Source organism: Streptomyces hydrogenans (assembly GCF_014656075.1).
Taxonomy (GTDB): domain Bacteria; phylum Actinomycetota; class Actinomycetes; order Streptomycetales; family Streptomycetaceae; genus Streptomyces; species Streptomyces hydrogenans.
Map to the genome: position 1 here is coordinate 1 of NZ_BNBS01000079.1, position 16,898 is coordinate 16,898.

The following is a 16,898-nucleotide window of genomic DNA, read 5'->3' on the forward strand; positions in this document are numbered from 1 at the left end:
GCCGCGGCCCGGTCGTCGCCCGCGTGAGCCAGCAGCGTGCCGAGGGCCGAGGCGGGATCGTCCGTGTGGGCCGCCGCGTCCAGGGCCGCCGCCGCGAGCACGGACGTGCCCGCGTCGTCGCGCGGGGGCGCGTCAGGGCCGGGCGCCGCCGCGGCGTACCGCAGCAGCAACGCCCGGCCGTGCACCGGTATCGGGGCCACCGCACGGAGGAGCGCGGCCCGCTCGTCGACGCCCCGGCCGGGATCGGCGACGGCCTCCGCCGCCAGCCGGACGGCCGCCGCCTGCTGCGACGGCAGCCACCGGTCGGCGTGGCGGAAGGGCGGCAGCGCGCGAGGCGCGCCCGCCGCCGGGAACCGGCCGCCGAGGGGCGGGTGCTCCGCCAGGGCCGGGCCCAGCCGGTCGGTGCGCTCGGCGGCGAGGACCGCGAGCACCGGTGGCAGGAAGGCCGCCGAGGGCTCCCGCGCCAGGAGCGCGGCGACGCGCCCGCCCCGGCTCGCGGGGTCGGCGAGCCAGGCCGCGGCGACGTCGCCGAACACGCCGTCCGGGCAGTGGTCCAGGGCCTCTTCGAGACGGTCCTGGAGCTCGGGCACCGCGTACGAGCGGCGACCGCAGGACGCGACCAGAGCGAGGAGCGGCGCGACATCGCCACGGGCGGCGCTCCGGTCCAGCCACGGGACGAGCGCGCGGACCGCGGCACGTATCCCATCGGTGTTCAACAGCCTTTCCAGGCAGCCGAGTTCAATCGTTCCCGTGTGGGAGGTCAGAGCTTCCAGGAGCCGTGCGGCGAGACGTGTGGCCGGGCGGTCGTGGCGCGCGGATCCCGCGGCGTCGGAGAGCAGGGCCACGGCCAGCGTGCGGACCGCGTCCCGGGTCATGGGGGAGCGGTCCCGGGCTGCCAGGGCGTCCAGACACAGCCGCTCCAGAGCCGCCGAGGCGTCGCCGCCCTCACCGGCCCGGTCCCCGGCGACCTCGGCGCCCCGGTCCTCGGAGCCTCCGTCTCCGGCCGGCCCGTCTCCGTCCGACCCGTCTCCGACGGCTTCGAGCGCGGCGGTCAGGAGCGGGGTCGGGAGCCCGTCGAGGGCGTCGAGGACGTCCCCGCGGACCCCGTCGCGCTCGTGGGCCAGACGGCGGGAGGCCAGTCCGAGGAGCGTGGCGACCTGCCGCGGATCACGGCTGAGGCCGGCGTTGGTGATCAGCCGGTCCCAGGCCGTGCCCCGCTCGTCGGCGTCCCCCGTCGCGAGGGCGGCGAGCAGAGCGGGGCGGGCCTCGGCCGGCGGCAGCAGGGCGAGCATGTCCCGGACCTCCTCCTCCGGACGGCCCGTGTCCCTCAGCCCGGCGACGGCGGCACGCGCCCGTGCGTGCCGCTCGGCCGGCGGGAGCTGCGCGAGCACCCCCTCGTGGGCCCGGACATTGCCGCGCGGCCCGCCCGCGGCGACGACGGCGTCCACGAAGGCGGCCCGACGCTCCGGGGGCACGCAGCGCAGCAGCGTGGGGAAGGCGCCGCGATGGAACCACAGGGCTCCGAGCGCGGGCAGGGACGGCGGGTCCGCCGCGACCAGCCGACGGAGGACCGCCGGCCCGGGAGTGCGCTCCCAGCGCGCGGCGTGCCGGTCCGCCCGGGTGAACCACCGCGCGACGCGCTCGGCGTCCACCGCGACCAGGTCGCCCAGCCGCTCGTGGACCGGACCGGGCAGGGTGTCGGGGCCGTACGCCTCCAGCAGACCCAGGACGCGTTCCGGCGCGGCGGGCAGAGCGGCGGCGGGCCCGAGCGCGTACCGCGCCCACCAGGCGTCGCGCGCCCGCCCGGTCAGCCCGGCGAGTTCCCGCTCCGCGTGGTCGAGGACCGCTCCCGGATGGCGCCGGGCCAGCGTGCTCCAGTCCTCGGGCTCCAACGCGCCCGCGAGTTCGGGCAGCAGCCGCGCCGTGAACTCCGGCGAACAGCCCGGCAGCAGCAGCGCCGCGTCCCGGTCCCCGTACGCGACGCGCACCCGCCGCACGAGCCGCTCCGCGAGCGCCGGCCGGCGTCCGTCGCGCAGCGACCGGGCGAGGTCGGCACGGACCACGGCGGGGGCGTCGTGGTAGGCGGCCTCGACGCCCGCGTCGACGTCGGGCCCGCCGTCGGGACCGACAGCGGGGCAGGCGTCGGGCCCGGCGGGGAGACGCGGGGCCCGAGCCGGAGCCGGGGGCGCGGAAGCGGCGGGCCCCGGAGTCGGGGCCGGAGCGGGGAGCCGCCGCGCGCCGCGGAGCGCGTACCGGCGGACCACCGGATCGAGGTCGCCGAGCCGGGCCAGCAGGTGCGCCGTGTCGCCGGCGGCGAGGGCCGCCAGGGCGGCGAGGCGCCGCTCGTACGGACCGAGCGCGTCCAATTCGTCGAGCAGGGGGCGGAGATCGCCCCGGGCGGCGAGCCGGTGGGCGGTGACGGCGGTGAACCTGAGCCGAGCGGAGTGGGAGAGGGGCGCGAGGGCGGCGAGCAACGGCGCGGCGGTGGTGATCATCGCGGGCATTGTGCCCCGGGAGCCGTGCTCCTGCCCAGCGAGAAAGAGCCCCGCCGCGCATGCCGACGTCGATGTCGGATTCCTGCCGGACGCCGCCGCCGTCCGCTGCTTGGCTGAAGGCATGACCAGCACTCACCACGCCGCGCTCTTCCGCTCCCTCCACACTCCCGCGCGTCCGCTCGCGCTCGCGAACGTCTGGGACGTCGCCGGCGCCCGGATCATGGAGGCCGCGGGCGCCCCCGCGATCGCCACGACCAGCGCGGGCGTCGCCTGGTCGCTCGGAGCCCCGGACGGCGACCGGATCTCCCGGGACCTGGCGCTGGACACCGTCGCCCGCATCGCGGCGGCGGTCACCGTCCCGGTGAGCGCCGACATCGAGGGGGGCCACGGCGAGACCCCCGCCGCCGTCGCGGACACCGTCACCCGGGTCCTGGAGGCCGGTGCCGTGGGCGTCAACATCGAGGACGGCACCCGCCCGCCGAGCACCCTGACCGCCCGGCTGGAGGCCGTCCGCGCCGCCGCCGAGCGGGCGGGCGCCGACCTCTTCGTCAACGCCCGCGTCGACACCTACCTGCTGGCCCTGGGCGACCCCGCCACCCGGCTGCGGGACACGCTGGAGCGGGCCCGTTCGTACGTCGACGCCGGAGCGGACGGCATCTTCGTCCCCGGCGTCACCGATCCCGGCCTCATCGCCACCCTGGCAGAGGCCCTGACGGTCCCCCTCAACGTCCTGGCGGCCCCCAACACCCCGTCCGTGAAGGAGCTCGGCGCCCTCGGCGTCGCCCGCGTCAGCCTCGGCTCGGGCATCGCCCAGGCCGCCTACGCCGTGGCCCGACGCGCCGCCCGCGAACTCTACGGCGCGGGAACGTACGACTCCCTCCGGCAGGACCTCGACTACACGCACCTCAACGACCTCCTCGGCAGCTCCGGTTGACCCGCGCCCGCACGGGACACCGGACGCCCTCTTGCGCCGCCCACCCCCGCACGGCGCCGTTCTTGGGCGTGTCACTCGGCACGCACGTGCCCGACGGGGGAAGGGCGGCAGAGGGTGGGGACGGGATCGGGGCGGGGGCCGGGGTGGGCCGAGAGGACGTTCGGCGAGAGCGCGGGTGAGCTGGCGAGACTGATCCCCGCCGGCCTGGTGCGCGCCCATGACCGGGCACGGAGCACGCACGAGGGGGTGCGGACCCAGACACTGGAGGCGTACGGCCACGGGCTCTACGCGGCGCAGTTCGAGGAGCCGGCCCTTCCCGCCCCGGCGGGCTGCCCGACGGGGTCCTGCGAGACGACCCGCCCACCCCGCGCCCCGACCGTCACTTCGACGTGGACCCGGGGGTGTTCGACGCCACCCCGGCCCGGCCGGCGGCGGTACGCGGACCGTGGCCGCGCGAGCTGTCGGGGAAGCTTCCCCGGCACGTGCGCGGCGGCGCCTGACGGAACGGCCGTGCGGCATGCGGACCCGACGCTCCGATGATCGGAACGACCGACGATCACCCGGCTATGCTGCCTCGTCCCAGAGGCCAGGAAGGAACCCCAGCATGAGCAGCGCCACCTCCCCGTTCCCCGCTCGGATCGAGCTGACGGGAGAAGGGCTCGTCCTGCGCGACTGGACGGAGTCGGACCTGTCCGCGATGCCGGCACTCTTCGACGACCCCGACGTCGCGTACTGGACGCCCCTCGCCTCGCCCTTCGACCGGCAGGCCGCCGCCACCCGGCTGGAGCGCGACCGGAAGCTGCGGGCGGAGGGGACCACCATCCTGCTCGCGATCACCCTCGACGGCGGCGCGCCGCTCGGCGAGGTGATGCTGCGGCGCCTCCCGGACGGTGTGGAGCTCGGCTACGCCGTCGGCCCCGCCCACCGCGGCCAGGGCCTGGCCGTCCGCGCGGTGCGGGTCATGGCCGCGTACGCCTTCGAGGAGCTCGGGGTGGAGCGGGCGGTGCTGGAACTGGAGGCCGAGAACGCCGCCAGCGTCGCCGTGGCCGAGAGGGCGGGCTTCACCCTGCTCGACGTGCCCCTCATCGAGGGCCAGGAGAAGGGCCGTCCCTTCGTGCTGCAGACCTGGGAGCTGACCCGCACCTCCTGACGCTGCCGGGACGGGTGTGGCTGGGAGGCCCCGTCCCCGCCCCCATCCCCATCCCCATCCCCATCCCCGTCCCCGTCCCGTCGCGGTCGGGACGGTGGGGTGAGGTGGGTCAGCCGCTTTTCCAGTACCGGAGCTTCTCCGGGTTGAGCACTGCCCAGATCCGGCGGATCCTGCCGTCCGCGATGTCGAACGCGTAGACCGACAGGACGGCACCGTCCCGGTGGGCCGCCAGGCCGGGCTGGCCGTTGACCGTGCACGTGCGCAGCGTCAGCCGGTCCGGCGCGATCCGGCCCGCGAAGAAGCGGGCGACCTGCTCGGCGCCCTCGATCGGGTGGGTCAGGGCGGAGACGAGACCGCCACCGTCACCGACGGCGGTGGCGTCCGCGTCGAGCAGCCCGACGAGGGCGTGGATGTCCTTGGCCTCCCACGCCTCCTTGAACTCCTGCACCACACGCGACCGCTGGGACGGCGACGGCGACGGCGAAGGGGGCCGCGAGGCGTCGACGCGGCGCCGGGCCGAGACCGCCAGTTGGCGGCAGGCCGCCGGGGTGCGGCCGACGATGTCGGCCACCTCGGCGAACGAGTAGCGGAAGACGTCGTGCAGCACGAACGCCACGCGCTCCGCCGGCGTCATCGCGTCCAGGACGACGAGGAAGGCCATGCCGACCGACTCGTCGAGCGTGACGCGGTCGGCCGGATCGCCCGTGTCGCCGTCCCCCGCACCGGCCGACCACTCGGTGGGCGCGGGCAGCGGCTCGGGAATCCACGCCCCCACGTATCGCTCCCGCCGCGCCCGCGCCGAGCGGAGCACGTCGAGACAGATGCGTCCCGCGACCTTGGTCAGCCAGCCGCCGGGGGATGCCACCGCCTCCCGCTGGCGCGGCGACAGCGCGTACCAGCGGGCGTACGTCTCCTGGGCGACGTCCTCGGCCTCGGCGAACGAACCCAGCATCCGGTAGGCGAGGTTGATCAGCCTGCGGCGTTCGGCGGTGGGGCTGGTCGTCATGGTCGCGCGGCTCCTTCGGTCGGCTCTCCCTCAGCCTTATGACGGGACGGCTTCCCGGAATGTGACGTGCGTGGTGCTCGCGGACGGGCGCCGCGTGCGGGTCGGGCGGGCGGCGCGCCTCACATTCCGGCGGGCCGTCTCGTCCTCCTGTCAGCCGAACACGACCGGAGGAGTACGCGATGACCACCCACGAGTCCGAGATACGCGCGCTGCTGGCGCGCCGCGCCGAAGCCCAGCAGACGAAGGACATCGACCGGCTCATGTCCTTCTACGCCGACGACGCCGTCTACTACGACGCGGTCCCCCCGCTGCGGTTCACGGGGACCGACGAGATCCGGCGGAACTTCCTGCGCTGGTTCGACGGATACGCCGGACCCATCAGCCTGGAGACCCACGACGTCACCCTCGCGGCCGGCGGGGACACCGCGTTCGCGCACATGCTCCACCTGGACTCGGGGGAGCGCGAGGGCGGGCTCCAGGCGTCGATCTGGGTGCGGGAGAGCGTCTGCCTCCGGAGGACGGGCGGGAGGTGGTCGATCACGCACGAACACGTCTCGATCCCGGTCGACCCGACGACCATGACGGTCTGGCTCCCGACCGGCAAGGACCAGCCCTTCTCGTTCGGCGCGGCTCGGTGAGGAGCCTCCACCTGGCCGGCCTCCGCGCTTCGGGGCTCGGGAAGGTGGCCGCCGCCTCGCTCGCCGCGGTCGCGGTCGGGGCCCTCGCCGCCGACGGCGCGGAGGCCGGCCCTCCGGCGCGGGGGCGCGTCGAGGTTCTCGAACTCACGGTCCGGAACGACCAGTACACCTCGGTCGATCACGGCCCCGCTGGGCCGAGCCTGGGAGACATGGACGTCTACTCCGGCACCGGCGTCGAGGACGGCCGGGACGTCGGGCGCGGGGGCGGAACCTGCCAGGTCATCCATGTGCGGGGCGCGGCGGTCACGGCGCAGTGCGTGATCACGATGGAGGTCGCGCGGGGGTCCCTGACGATGCAGTCGCTCTGGACGAAGGGCGAGTCCCCCCTCGACATGGCGATCACCGGCGGCACGGGCGCGTACGCCGGCGCCCGGGGCGTCGCCCGCTTCCAGGACATCGCGACGCCGGACGAGCGGGTACGGCTGGAGATCCTGCGCTGAGGGCGCGGCGCTGCCCGGGGTGCCCCGACGATCGGCAACGAAGGGCCGTTCGACGGGACACCCCGGGCGCCGCGCTCGCGGAGCCGTCCCCTCCACCGGTCCTCCGCCGATCTCCCGTCGATCTCCCGTCGGTCCTCCACCGATCCTCCGTCGGTCCGCTGGCGGTCCCCGGCGTTCGCGGCGAGCCCCCGCCGGTGAGGTGAGGTGAGGTGAGGTGAGGCGAGGTGACGTGAGGTGACGTGAGGTGACGTGGGGCACGGTGCGGTGCGATGCCGAGGGGGGCAAGGCGCGCTCACGGGCGGACCGATTCCCGGTGTCCTCGGGCCCCGAAGTAGTCTCCCCGGCATGACGGGATCTCGGCACGCCGCCTTCGAACCCGAGGCGAAGGGCCGCGTGCGTCGGCGGGCACGACTCCGGCTCCGGTGTCCCGCACGGCCTCCGGTGCCGCTCCGGGCAGCGCTCGCATGACCCCGCCCGACGGCGAGGCCGTCCTCGACGGGCTGGACGCGTACCTGGAGGCCCTCTGGGACGGTGCCGAGCCCCCGGGCGCCCATGCGGTGCCGGGCGGGTCGGACGCCGAGGGGGAGCTCGTCCGGTGGGCCCTGGACGGGCTCCGGCGGCTGCCGCGCGAGCCGCGGGAGACCTTCCTCCGCGAAGTGGGCGGCCTGCTGCGGGAGTTCCGTGCCCGTCGCTGCCCGTGGAACGCGGCGGCGCTGCGGCTGCTGGACGACACGTACACCTTCGTCGCGACCGGACCGCGCCGCCACGCCGACTGGGCGCACGACGTCCGTGCCGTGATGCACCGGGCGGTGGACGACCCCCGGGGCTGGGTCCGGTTGGACGGCGACCGGGTGAACGACGCCCGCGACACGTGGCCCGCGTACCCCTTCGACCCGCCGCCCGCGTCCGGCTTCCCCGACCGCCTCCACCCGCTCGGCGTGGACGCGGCGGTCGGGGCGCTCGCCGTGATGGCCGAGGAATGGCAGGCGGAGCCCGCGCCGGTGCGGACGCGTCCCGACCTCGACCGCATCCTGGCGGACGCACGGACCCTGCTCGACCGGTACGGACCCGACGCGCGGTACTGGACCAACGCCACCGCTGCCGGTGCCGTCGGCGCCGCGTCCCCGGACTTCGTCGGAGCGGGCCTCGCGGGCACCCGGTCGCACGGTTTCGTCACGGGGGAGTACGTCAACGGCCTCGACCTCTTCGAGGACCTGGGCGTGATCGCGGTCGGCGCCGACGAGGTGGGCGTCTTCTGGTCCTTCGGCGCCTGTTGACGGAGCCGGCCCCTGTGGCCTCGGCACGTGACGACGTCCACGCCGTCGATCGCCGGTCCGACACCGCACCCCTGGAGCGTCCGGGCCGGCCGGAGGACATCGCCGGGACGGTGGCCTTCCTCGCGGGCCCGCCCGCCGGGTCAACGGCCGGACCCTCCTCGCCGACGGCGCCCCGGCCTGACGCCCCGGCCCCGCCCGGTTCCCCGGCCGGCCTACAGTCCGGAGCCATGACGGACATCCCTTCCCCCTCGGCCTCGGCACCGACACCGGTCCCCGCCCCCGCTCCCGCCGCGCTCACCTTCGTGCGTCACCTCGACGGCCTCCGGCACCGCTTCGCACGCGCGGGGGAGCGCAACGGCCGACCCGCCTACCGCCGCGCGGACGGCGAGGTCTGGTGCCTCTGGTCCCCGACGGAGGGCTGGCACTGCGCGATCGGCGACGGCCGCGTCACCGCCCACCCCCTGGACGCGCCGGCCGACGCCCGCGTCCCCCGGCCACGGTCTGGCGCAGCTTCAAGGACGACCGCTCCTACCTGTACGACCTCCGGGACGACGGCTGAGGAAAACGCGTCGACAGGCGCGGTGGGGATCGGGGAGGCTTCGCGCGATGACGAGAATCGACGACACACCGCCCGCGTGGGACGAGCGCACGCAGCTCACCACCTTCCTCGACTACGCGCGGGACACGGCCCGCGCCAAGTGCGACGGCGTCTCCGAGGAGCACGCGCGCACCGCGCTGCTCCCGGGCTCGCCGCTGATGACCATGAGCGGACTGATCAACCATCTGCGCTGGGTGGAGTACTACTGGTTCCGGGTCGTGTTCCTCGGCGAGGAGGACCAGGGCCCGTGGACGGAGGAGGACCCCGACCGCGAGATGCGCGTCGCGGTCGACTTCCCGCTCCGCGAGCTGCTCGACGCGTACGCCGAGCAGAGCGCCCGCCACCGCGAACTGGTCGCCGCCCACGGCCTGGACGCCCGGGCCGAGCGCCCCGTCCGCTCCGGCCTCCACGTGGACCTGCGCTGGATCCTCCTCCACCTGACCGAGGAGACGGCCCGGCACAACGGCCACCTGGACATCCTCCGCGAACTGCTCGACGGTTCGACGGGCTAGGAGCCGCCGCCGGCGGCGGCCGGGCTCACAGCGCGAGCAGCCCGGCCGCCGTCTCCTTGAAGCCGCAGCCGTCGAGGTAGAACGGGCGGAGGTGCTCCTCGAAGTCGACGTGCAGCCACGCGCAGCCCGCCGCCCGCGCGTGCTCGGCCGCGGTGGCGACGAGAGCGGTGCCCACGCCGGCCGACCGGTGCCGCGCCGCCACCACGGTGTCGAGGAGGAAGGCGTGGACGCCGCCGTCCCAGGCGACGTTGACGAAGCCGACCAGTCGGCCGTCCTCGTGCGCGCACACCCAGCCGAGGCTGTGCCGCTCCAGCCGTCCGCGCCAGTCGGTCCGCCCCACCGGGTGGCCGAACCCCTCGGCGTGCAGGCGGTCGAGCTCCGCGTTGTCGAGGCTCCCGCGCCACTCGTACGTGATCGTCATGCCCGGCATCGTAGGCGTCCGCGTCCGGAGCGTCTCAGGGGTTTCTCAGGAACTCACGGGCTCCGCGCAGGCGGGTGGCGAGCCGGCCCTGCGTCGCGGTGCCGACGAGGCGGACGTCGAGGGGGCCGGGGACGTCCGCCTCGGCTCGGGTGGTGGCGGGCAGGAGGGACGGGGCGAGGCCGTCGCGCCGGGCGATGAGGACGCCGAGGTCGTGGCGGCTGAGCGCGTCGGGGCCGGCCAGGTGGACGACGCCGGTGAGGCGGGACGGCGCGAGTTCGACGAGGGCGGCCGCGAGGTCGGTGACGTGGACGGGGCAGCGGACGTCGTCGGTGAAGAGGCCGCCCCGCCGTCTGCCGGCGGCCAGTTCGTGGACGACGCGTTCGTGTGCGGAGCCGCCGTCGCCGATGATGAGCGAGGTGCGGGCCACGACCGCGTCGGGGTGCAGGAGGCGTACGGCCGTCTCGCCGGCCGCCTTCGCGGCGCCGTACGGCGTCACCGGGTCCGGGAGCGCCGTCTCGTCGTAGTGGACGCGGCTCCCGGAGAACACCGCGTCGCTGGAGACGTGCAGCAGCCGGATCCCGCGCTCCGCGGTGACCCGGGCCAGGCGCACGGCGCCGTCGGCGGTGACCGCCCAGTCGGCGTCGCCGCTGGACGCGTTGATCACGGTGTCGGGCCGTACCGCGTCCAGGACCGCGTCGAGGGCGTGCGGGTCGCGGAGGTCCAGGTGGTGCCAGGGGACACCGGAGGCGTGGCCGGGGCGGGCGTGGAAGGTGGCGGCCGCGGCACGGCCGGCCCCGCGGGCCTGACGCACCAGCTCCGTGCCGAGGAAGCCGGTGGCCCCGATGATGAGCAGCGTCATGCCGGGTCACGGTAGCGGAGGTGGCGCCGGTCCGGCCCGTGACGGATGCCTGCCGTCCGGGACCGGGCGTCCGGCCCGCTACCGTGACCTCATGATCGAACGCCTGCCCGCCGACGTGTCCGAGGTGCTCGCGCTGGTCCTGGACCAGGACGATCCCGTGCACGCGGCGCTCCGTGCGCAGGTGCCGCACCTGCGGGTGACGGGGCGGTGCGGGTGCGGGTGCGGCACCGCGGACCTCGCGCTCGACACCCGCTCGGTGGAGCCGGCTCCGGTCGGCGCCGGCCGGTTCGTGGCGGCGGAGGCCGTGCTGACCACGGAGACCGGCGAGTGCCCGGGCAAGGTCCTCGTCTTCACGGAGGACGGCTACCTGTCGTGGCTGGAGGTCTGCTCGTGGAGCGACGACATCGAGGTGGACCTCGCCGCCGCGCGCGCCTGGCTGCGGGCCGGCCACCGCCCCTGACCTCCACCCCGGGCGCGGCGGACGCACCGGGCCCGCGCCCGACCACCACCCCCGCACCCATCGGAGCACCCGGATGAGAACCCTCGTCACCGCGAGCCATGTGATCGGCTACGACCCCGAGGCCGACGACCACGTCCTGATCCGCGACGGACAGGTCGTCTACGAGGACACCCGGATCGTGCACGTGGGCCACGGATACGACCCCGCCGCCTGTGACGCGGTCGTCGACGCGGGAGCGGCGCTCGTGGGCCCCGGCTTCGTGGACCTGGACGCGCTCGCCGACATCGACCACGCGCTCCTCGACACCTGGCACGCGGACGGCCGGGGCCTGGACTGGTCGGAGGAGTACGCCCTGAACGGCCCGACGGCGGTCTTCGACGCCGACGACCGGGCCTTCGTCCGCGAGTACGCCCTCACCCAGCTGATCCGCCACGGCATCACCACCGCGATGCCCATCGCCGCCGAGACGCACTCGGACTGGGCGGAGACGTACGACGACCTCGCCCGGGTGGCCGACGCCGCCGCCCGCTTCGGCCTGCGCATGTACCTGGGCCCGAGCTACCGCAGCGGCGTCCCCGTCGTCACCCCCGACGGCACCGCCGCCGTCCACTGGCGCCCCGAGCGGGGCGAGCGGGGTCTGGCGGACGCGATCCGCTTCGTCCGCGACTTCGACGGCGCGCACGGCGACCTCGTCCGCGGCGCGCTGCTGCCCTGCCGGATCGAGACCCTGACCCCTGAGCTGATGCGGGCCACGGCGGACGCGGCGGAGGAGCTGGACTGCCTGGTGCGGCTCCACTGCCTCCAGGGCACGGGCGAGCTGCGGCGGCTGGCCGACCGCCACGGCACCACCCCGCTCGGCCTGCTCAAGGAGACGGGCCTGCTCGGCCCGCGCCTGCTCATCCCGCACGCGATCTACATCGGCGGTCACAGCGAGGTGGACACCCCGTACGCGGGTGAGCTCGACGACCTGGCCACCGTCGCCGGCATCGTCCACTGCCCGTACACGATGGTCCGTTACGGCGCGGCCCTGGAGGACTTCGACCGCTACCGCGCGGCGGGCGTGAACATCGCGATGGGCACCGACTCCTTCCCGCCGGACATGATCCGCGGCATGGACTACGGCACCAACCTGTCCAAGCTCACCACCGGCCGACCGGAGGCGGGATCCGCCGCCGACTACTACCGCGCCGCCACCCTCGGCGGGGCCAGGGCACTGGGCCGCACGGACCTGGGCAGACTCGCCCCCGGCGCCCTCGCGGACCTGGTCGTGGTCCGCCTCGACGGCCCGCGCACGGGCCCGGTGGACGACCCGGTCCGCACCCTGCTGATGAACACCTCGGGCGCCGACGTCGACACCGTCGTCGTCAACGGCCGCACCGTCCTGCGGGCGGGAAGGATCCCCGGCGTCGACGAGACGGCCTGGCGCGCCCGCGCCCAGCGCCTCTTCGACCGGATGAAGGCCGCCTACGCCGACCGGGACTACCTCCACCGCACCACCGAGGCACTCTTCCCCGGCTCCTTCCCCGCCCGTCCGGCCGGGACGGACTGAGGACGGCCGCCCGGGGTCACCAGCGGTTGCGCGCCTCCTCGGCCCAGCCGGTCAGGCCGTCCAGGCTCACCTCCGTGCCGTCGTCGGCGAGGGCACGGCCGGTGAACCGGCCGAAGCACTGGTGGGTCTCGCTCGCCACCAGGCCGAGGTTCGTCCGGGCGACCCTCTCGTGGAACGGGTGGAAGCGCGCGTCCACCCGCTCCCCGGCGATGTGCCACGGCCGCAGCCAGTCGGACCGGTCGTAGCTCCAGCGCAGCTCCTCGCCGATCTTGTGGAGCCGGCCGTCGAGGACCAGGGCGTTCTCCGTGAGCCCGGTCCCGTCGGTCCACTTCCCGCCCAGCTGGACGGCCCGCCCGGGCGCCGCGCCGGCTGCCCAGTTCCAGGTGACCGCGTACGGCCACTTGCCGCGGCCGTGGTCCAGCACGGCGAACGCCTCCGGGCCCCCCACCCCGTGGGTCTCGCCGCGCAGTTCCAGCGTGCCGCGGACGGGGCGGCCGACGTCCTTGACCGTGTACTGGAACCGGCGGCGGCTCCACGGCACGACGACGCCCAGCGACTCGTGGCCGGGCGGGCGCGGCACCTCGACGTCGAGCCGTACGCCGTCCGCCGCCGCGTGGACCGTGTCGCCGTCCGGGCCCTGCCGGATCCGGATCGTCAGCCCGGCGGTGCGGACCGCGATCTCGCCCTCGCCGCTGCGCGCGGGGAAGCGGGTGCCGCGGGCCATCGGGACCACGGCGTCGGCGGTGGTCTCGCGCCCGGTCGCCCGCTCCAGCACGTAGAGGCCGTGCACGCCCGCGTAGTCGAGGGAGGACGCGACGACGCCGACGACGTGGTCCGGGGTGACGAGGCCCCAGTACTCCCAGCGCTTGGCCCGGCCCCAGCCGCGCAGGGCGGCGGAGTGCAGGGGGCGCCGGGTCCACCCGACGGCCGCCGGGTTCAGGCTGCCGTCGGGCAGGCACAGGTCGACGGGGGAGGTCAGCTCCGGCTCGTGTGTCATCCGCGCAGGATAGGTCCGCGTCCCGGGAACGGCAGCCCACCGTCTGCTGACACTTCGTCAGTTCTGTGCGATGCTCCGCGCATGACCGCAGACCACCGGGCCCCGCGCCCCTCCGGTCCGACACCCGACGTGCTCGCCCCGGCCCGGCTGGGACCCGTACGGCTGCGCAACAGGGTCATCAAGGCGGCGACGTTCGAGGGGGTCACCCCCGAGGCCGTCGTCACCGACGCGCTCATCGAGTACCACCGCCGCCCCGCCGCCGGCGGAGTGGCCATGACCACGGTCGCGTACTGCGCCGTCGCCCCCGAAGGCCGCACCCAGCGCGCCCAGGTGTGGATGCGGCCCGAGGCACTGCCCGGGCTGCGCCGGCTCACCGACGCCGTCCACGAGACCGGCGCCGCGGTCTCCCTCCAGCTCGGACACGCGGGCCCGGTCGCCGACGCCCGATCGAACCGGCTGCCCTCGCTGTCGCCGACGGGCGGCTTCAACCCGGTCAGCCTGCGCCGCGACCGGGCCGCCACGGCCGAGGACCTCGACCGGGTGGTCCGGGCCCACGCCACCGCCGCCCGCCTGGCCGTGGAGGCGCGGGCGGACGCCGTGGAGCTGCACCTCGGCCACAACTACCTGGCCAGCGCCTTCCTCAGCCCCCGCCTCAACCGCCGGACCGACACCTACGGCGGCTCCCTGCGCAACCGCGCGCGCCTCGCCCTGGACCTGGCCCGCGCCGTCCGGGACGAGGTCGGCGACCGGATCGCGATCACCGCGAAGCTGAACATGACCGACGGGGTGCGCGGCGGCCTCTCCCCGGCCGACAGCCTCCAGGTGGCGCACTGGCTCCAGGAGGACGGCTCCGTCGACGCCCTCGCGCTGACCGCCGGCAGCTCCCTGCTCAACCCCATGTACCTGTTCCGGGGCGACGCCCCGCTCAAGGAGTTCGCCGCCCGGTTCCCGCTGCCGCAGCGGCTGGGCCTGCGGACGGTCGGCCGCTCGTTCCTCCGGGCCTACCCGTACGAGCCGCTCTACCTGCTGGACGAAGCCCGGCGGTTCCGCGACGCCCTCACGCTGCCGCTGATCCTCCTCGGCGGCGTCACCGACCGGGAGGGGATGGACCGCGCGATGGCCGAGGGCTTCGCCTTCGTCGCCATGGCCCGTGCCCTGCTCCGCGAACCCGACCTGGTGCGCCGCCTGACCGACGCCCCGGACACCCGCTCGCTCTGCGTCCACTGCAACCGCTGCATGCCCACCATCTACACGGGCACCCACTGCCCGCTCGTCGACCCCGCCTGACCGCCGGCCGGCACCGGTCTCAGCAGGCCGTCCCCGGCCGGGCGGCGGTGGCCCTGAGCAGGTCGCGCAGCAGGTCGAGGTCGACCTGCTCCGGCCGCCGGAACCGCAGACAGCCCTTGCCCATGTCCCGGCCGGCCAGCCGCTCCTCGAACGCCTCGCGGACATCGCCGCGCATGAGGTAGAAGGAGATGTACTGCTTCTGGCTCGCGAACGCGATCTCGCAGACGCCGTCCCGCGCGTACGCCGGCATCCCGTACGCCATGACCTCCTCGAAGCCGGGCAGCTCCGCCCGGCACAGCTCCCGCACCTCGGTCAGCACGGCCCTGCGCCCCTCGGGAACCCCGGCCAGGTAGCCGGGGACGTCGCTCGCCTCGCTCCGCACCATGCCGCGAGGCTACGCGGACCGGCCGACGACGGTCCAGGACGGCGGCGCGGCTAGCGCGTGTCGGTGGGAAGCGTGACCGTGACGAGCAGGCCGCCCGCCGGACGGGCGGCGAGGTCCAGGGTCCCGGCGTGCGCGCGGACGACGCTGTGCACGAGGGCGAGACCGAGGCCGGCCCCCGCGTGCTCGTCGGTACGGGCCCGCTCCGTGCCCCGCTGGAACGGCTCGGTCAGCGTCGGCACCAGCTCCGGCGCGAGCACCGGGCCGGTGTTCTCCACCCGCACCACGCCGACGCCGTCCCGCTCCTCGGTGTGGACCGTCACCGTGCCGCCCGTCGGCAGGTTGTGGACGACGGCGTTCTGGACGAGGTTGGTCATCATCCGCAGCAGCAGCTCCGCCGACCCGCCGACCCGCGCCGCACCGCCCGTCACGTCCAGCGCGATCCCCCGCCGCTCGGCGAGGGGGAGCAGCGTCTCGGCGGCCTCCTCGGCGACGAGGGACAGGTCGACGCCCTCCCGCGCGAAGGTCCCCCGGTCGCTCCGGCTGAGCAGCAGCAGCGCCTCCGTGAGGTCGATCGCGCGCCGGTTGACGACCTGGAGCCGCTCGATGAGCTGGTCCCGGTCCCGCGTCGGGTCCTCACGGGCCACGTCGAGCAGCGTCTGCGAGATCGCCAGCGGGGTGCGCAGCTCGTGCGAGGCGTTCGCGGCGAACCGCCGCTCCTCGGCGACGTGCGACTCCAGCCGCCCGAGCATGGTGTCGAAGGCGTCGGCGAGCTCGCGGAACTCGTCGCGGCGCCCCTCCAGCCGGATCCGGTGCGAGAGCGAGCCGCTCCCGGCCGTCCTGGCCGCCGCCGTGATCCGGTCGAGCGGAGCGAGCATCCGGCCGGCCAGGAACCATCCCCCGACCAGTCCGAACACCAGCAGGAAGGCCATCGCCACGGCCGCCGCGGGGAAGAAGGTGCGCACCAGCAGCCAGCGGTTGGGCGAGATCCCGAGCAGCCCCTGCGGATTGTCGGGCACATAGCGGAGCAGGTACCCCCACACCACGGCCAGCAGCAGCGCTCCGGCGACGGCGAGGAACCCCGCGTAGCTGAGGGTCAGCCTCAGCCGGACGCTGAGCCCCGGGCGTCTAGGCATGCGGACGGCCGCCGCTCGTCCCGCCGGGCCCGGTGTCGATGCGGTAGCCGACGCCGGGGACCGTCGCGATGACCCAGGGTTCGCCGAGCCGTTTGCGCAGGGCGGAGACGGTGATGCGCACGGCGTTGGTGAACGGGTCGGCGTTCTCGTCCCAGGCCCGCGCCAGCAGCTCCTCGGTGCCGACGACGCCGCCCTCCGCGGCGACGAGGACGTCGAGCACGGCGAACTGCTTGCGGGTGAGCGCCACGTACCGCCCGTCGCGGAAGACCTCCCGGCGGAACGGGTCGACGCGCAGCCCGGCGAGCTCGCGCACCGGGGGCCGGGCGTGCCCGCGCCGGCGGTCGAGCGCCCGCAGCCGCATCACCAGCTCCCGCAGCTCGAACGGCTTGGTGAGGTAGTCGTCGGCGCCCAGGGCGAACCCGGACTCCTTGTCGTCGATCCGGTCGGCGGCGGTCAGCATCAGGATCGGGATGCCGCTGCCGGAGGCCACGATGCGGCGGGCGACCTCGTCGCCGGACGGGCCGGGGATGTCGCGGTCGAGGACCGCGAGGTCGTACGAGTGGAGCCGGAGCAGCTCCAGGGCGGTGTCCCCGTCCCCCGCGACGTCGGCGGCGATCGCCTCCAGCCGCAGGCCGTCCCGGACCGCCTCCGCCAGGTACGGCTCGTCCTCCACGATCAGTACGCGCATGCCCGAAGC

Annotated in this window: 16 protein-coding genes and 2 pseudogenes; 10 read left to right on the top strand and 8 right to left on the bottom strand. The window is 75.6% G+C overall.

From position 1 onward, the window contains the following. Window positions 1–2,495, bottom strand: a pseudogene (locus IE321_RS27590) (hypothetical protein); the annotation flags it as partial. A gap of 121 nt (window positions 2,496–2,616) precedes the next feature. Between IE321_RS27590 and IE321_RS27595 the strand changes: the two are divergent. The 3 genes and pseudogenes from IE321_RS27595 to IE321_RS27600 all read left to right on the top strand — a co-directional run bounded on the left by IE321_RS27595 (window position 2,617) and on the right by IE321_RS27600 (window position 4,579). Beyond that, window positions 2,617–3,429 (top strand): isocitrate lyase/PEP mutase family protein, encoded by an 813-nt coding sequence (locus IE321_RS27595; RefSeq protein ID WP_190224930.1) that lies wholly within the window; start codon window positions 2,617–2,619, stop codon window positions 3,427–3,429. A 114-nt stretch (window positions 3,430–3,543) separates the two neighbouring features. Then, a pseudogene (locus tag IE321_RS43240) lies at window positions 3,544–3,741 on the top strand (hypothetical protein); the annotation flags it as partial. Between the two features lie 292 nt (window positions 3,742–4,033). Continuing rightward, on the top strand, window positions 4,034–4,579 hold the full coding sequence (locus tag IE321_RS27600) for a GNAT family N-acetyltransferase (protein ID WP_190224931.1): 546 nt from the start codon (window positions 4,034–4,036) through the stop codon (window positions 4,577–4,579). Between the two features lie 109 nt (window positions 4,580–4,688). Here IE321_RS27600 and sigJ read toward each other — a convergent pair whose 3' ends face one another. Then, entirely contained in the window at window positions 4,689–5,585 is an 897-nt protein-coding gene (gene sigJ, locus IE321_RS27605; RefSeq protein WP_190224932.1) for an RNA polymerase sigma factor SigJ, read from the bottom strand. A 179-nt stretch (window positions 5,586–5,764) separates the two neighbouring features. Here sigJ and IE321_RS27610 point away from each other — a divergent pair, with 179 nt between their 5' ends. The 4 genes from IE321_RS27610 to IE321_RS27625 all read left to right on the top strand — a co-directional run bounded on the left by IE321_RS27610 (window position 5,765) and on the right by IE321_RS27625 (window position 9,110). Beyond that, a complete protein-coding gene (locus IE321_RS27610; protein ID WP_190224933.1) occupies window positions 5,765–6,223 on the top strand; it encodes a YybH family protein in 459 nt (152 codons plus the stop codon). Further along, a complete protein-coding gene (locus IE321_RS27615) occupies window positions 6,220–6,723 on the top strand; it encodes an allene oxide cyclase barrel-like domain-containing protein (protein WP_226652942.1) in 504 nt (167 codons plus the stop codon). The genes IE321_RS27610 and IE321_RS27615 overlap by 4 nt, the downstream gene beginning before the upstream one ends. A gap of 464 nt (window positions 6,724–7,187) precedes the next feature. Beyond that, window positions 7,188–8,000 carry a hypothetical protein gene (locus IE321_RS27620; RefSeq protein ID WP_190224934.1) on the top strand — a complete coding sequence of 271 codons (813 nt, stop codon included), beginning with the start codon at window positions 7,188–7,190 and terminating at the stop codon, window positions 7,998–8,000. Window positions 8,001–8,606: 606 nt separating this feature from the next. Then, window positions 8,607–9,110: a DinB family protein gene (locus IE321_RS27625; RefSeq protein ID WP_190224935.1), complete on the top strand. Its 504-nt coding sequence runs from the start codon at window positions 8,607–8,609 to the stop codon at window positions 9,108–9,110. Window positions 9,111–9,135: 25 nt separating this feature from the next. Here IE321_RS27625 and IE321_RS27630 read toward each other — a convergent pair whose 3' ends face one another. After that, on the bottom strand, window positions 9,136–9,531 hold the full coding sequence (locus IE321_RS27630) for a GNAT family N-acetyltransferase (protein WP_190224936.1): 396 nt from the start codon (window positions 9,529–9,531) through the stop codon (window positions 9,136–9,138). A gap of 34 nt (window positions 9,532–9,565) precedes the next feature. Beyond that, a complete protein-coding gene (locus IE321_RS27635; RefSeq protein ID WP_190224937.1) occupies window positions 9,566–10,390 on the bottom strand; it encodes an SDR family oxidoreductase in 825 nt (274 codons plus the stop codon). A 91-nt stretch (window positions 10,391–10,481) separates the two neighbouring features. Here IE321_RS27635 and IE321_RS27640 point away from each other — a divergent pair, with 91 nt between their 5' ends. Further along, window positions 10,482–10,850, top strand: coding sequence for a hypothetical protein (locus IE321_RS27640; protein WP_043228503.1), 369 nt, complete (start codon window positions 10,482–10,484; stop codon window positions 10,848–10,850). Window positions 10,851–10,923: 73 nt separating this feature from the next. Then, a complete protein-coding gene (locus IE321_RS27645) occupies window positions 10,924–12,399 on the top strand; it encodes a chlorohydrolase family protein (RefSeq protein WP_190224938.1) in 1,476 nt (491 codons plus the stop codon). Between the two features lie 16 nt (window positions 12,400–12,415). Here IE321_RS27645 and IE321_RS27650 read toward each other — a convergent pair whose 3' ends face one another. Then, window positions 12,416–13,396, bottom strand: a complete 981-nt coding sequence (locus tag IE321_RS27650; RefSeq protein WP_190224939.1) for a DUF2804 domain-containing protein — start codon at window positions 13,394–13,396, stop codon at window positions 12,416–12,418. A gap of 81 nt (window positions 13,397–13,477) precedes the next feature. Between IE321_RS27650 and IE321_RS27655 the strand changes: the two genes are divergently transcribed. Beyond that, complete coding sequence (locus tag IE321_RS27655; RefSeq protein ID WP_190224940.1) at window positions 13,478–14,683, top strand: NADH:flavin oxidoreductase; 1,206 nt, start codon at window positions 13,478–13,480, stop codon at window positions 14,681–14,683. 19 nt (window positions 14,684–14,702) lie between these two features. Here the strand turns inward: IE321_RS27655 and IE321_RS27660 are convergent, their stop codons facing one another. From IE321_RS27660 to IE321_RS27670, 3 genes are read right to left on the bottom strand one after another with little or no spacing between them, the layout of a single operon-like run. Then, window positions 14,703–15,068: an iron chaperone gene (locus tag IE321_RS27660; RefSeq protein ID WP_190224941.1), complete on the bottom strand. Its 366-nt coding sequence runs from the start codon at window positions 15,066–15,068 to the stop codon at window positions 14,703–14,705. A gap of 50 nt (window positions 15,069–15,118) precedes the next feature. Beyond that, window positions 15,119–16,201, bottom strand: a complete 1,083-nt coding sequence (locus IE321_RS27665; RefSeq protein WP_043228494.1) for a sensor histidine kinase — start codon at window positions 16,199–16,201, stop codon at window positions 15,119–15,121. Next, on the bottom strand, window positions 16,194–16,889 hold the full coding sequence (locus tag IE321_RS27670) for a response regulator transcription factor (protein WP_043228492.1): 696 nt from the start codon (window positions 16,887–16,889) through the stop codon (window positions 16,194–16,196). The genes IE321_RS27665 and IE321_RS27670 overlap by 8 nt, the downstream gene beginning before the upstream one ends. Between the last annotated feature and the right edge of the window lie 9 nt (window positions 16,890–16,898).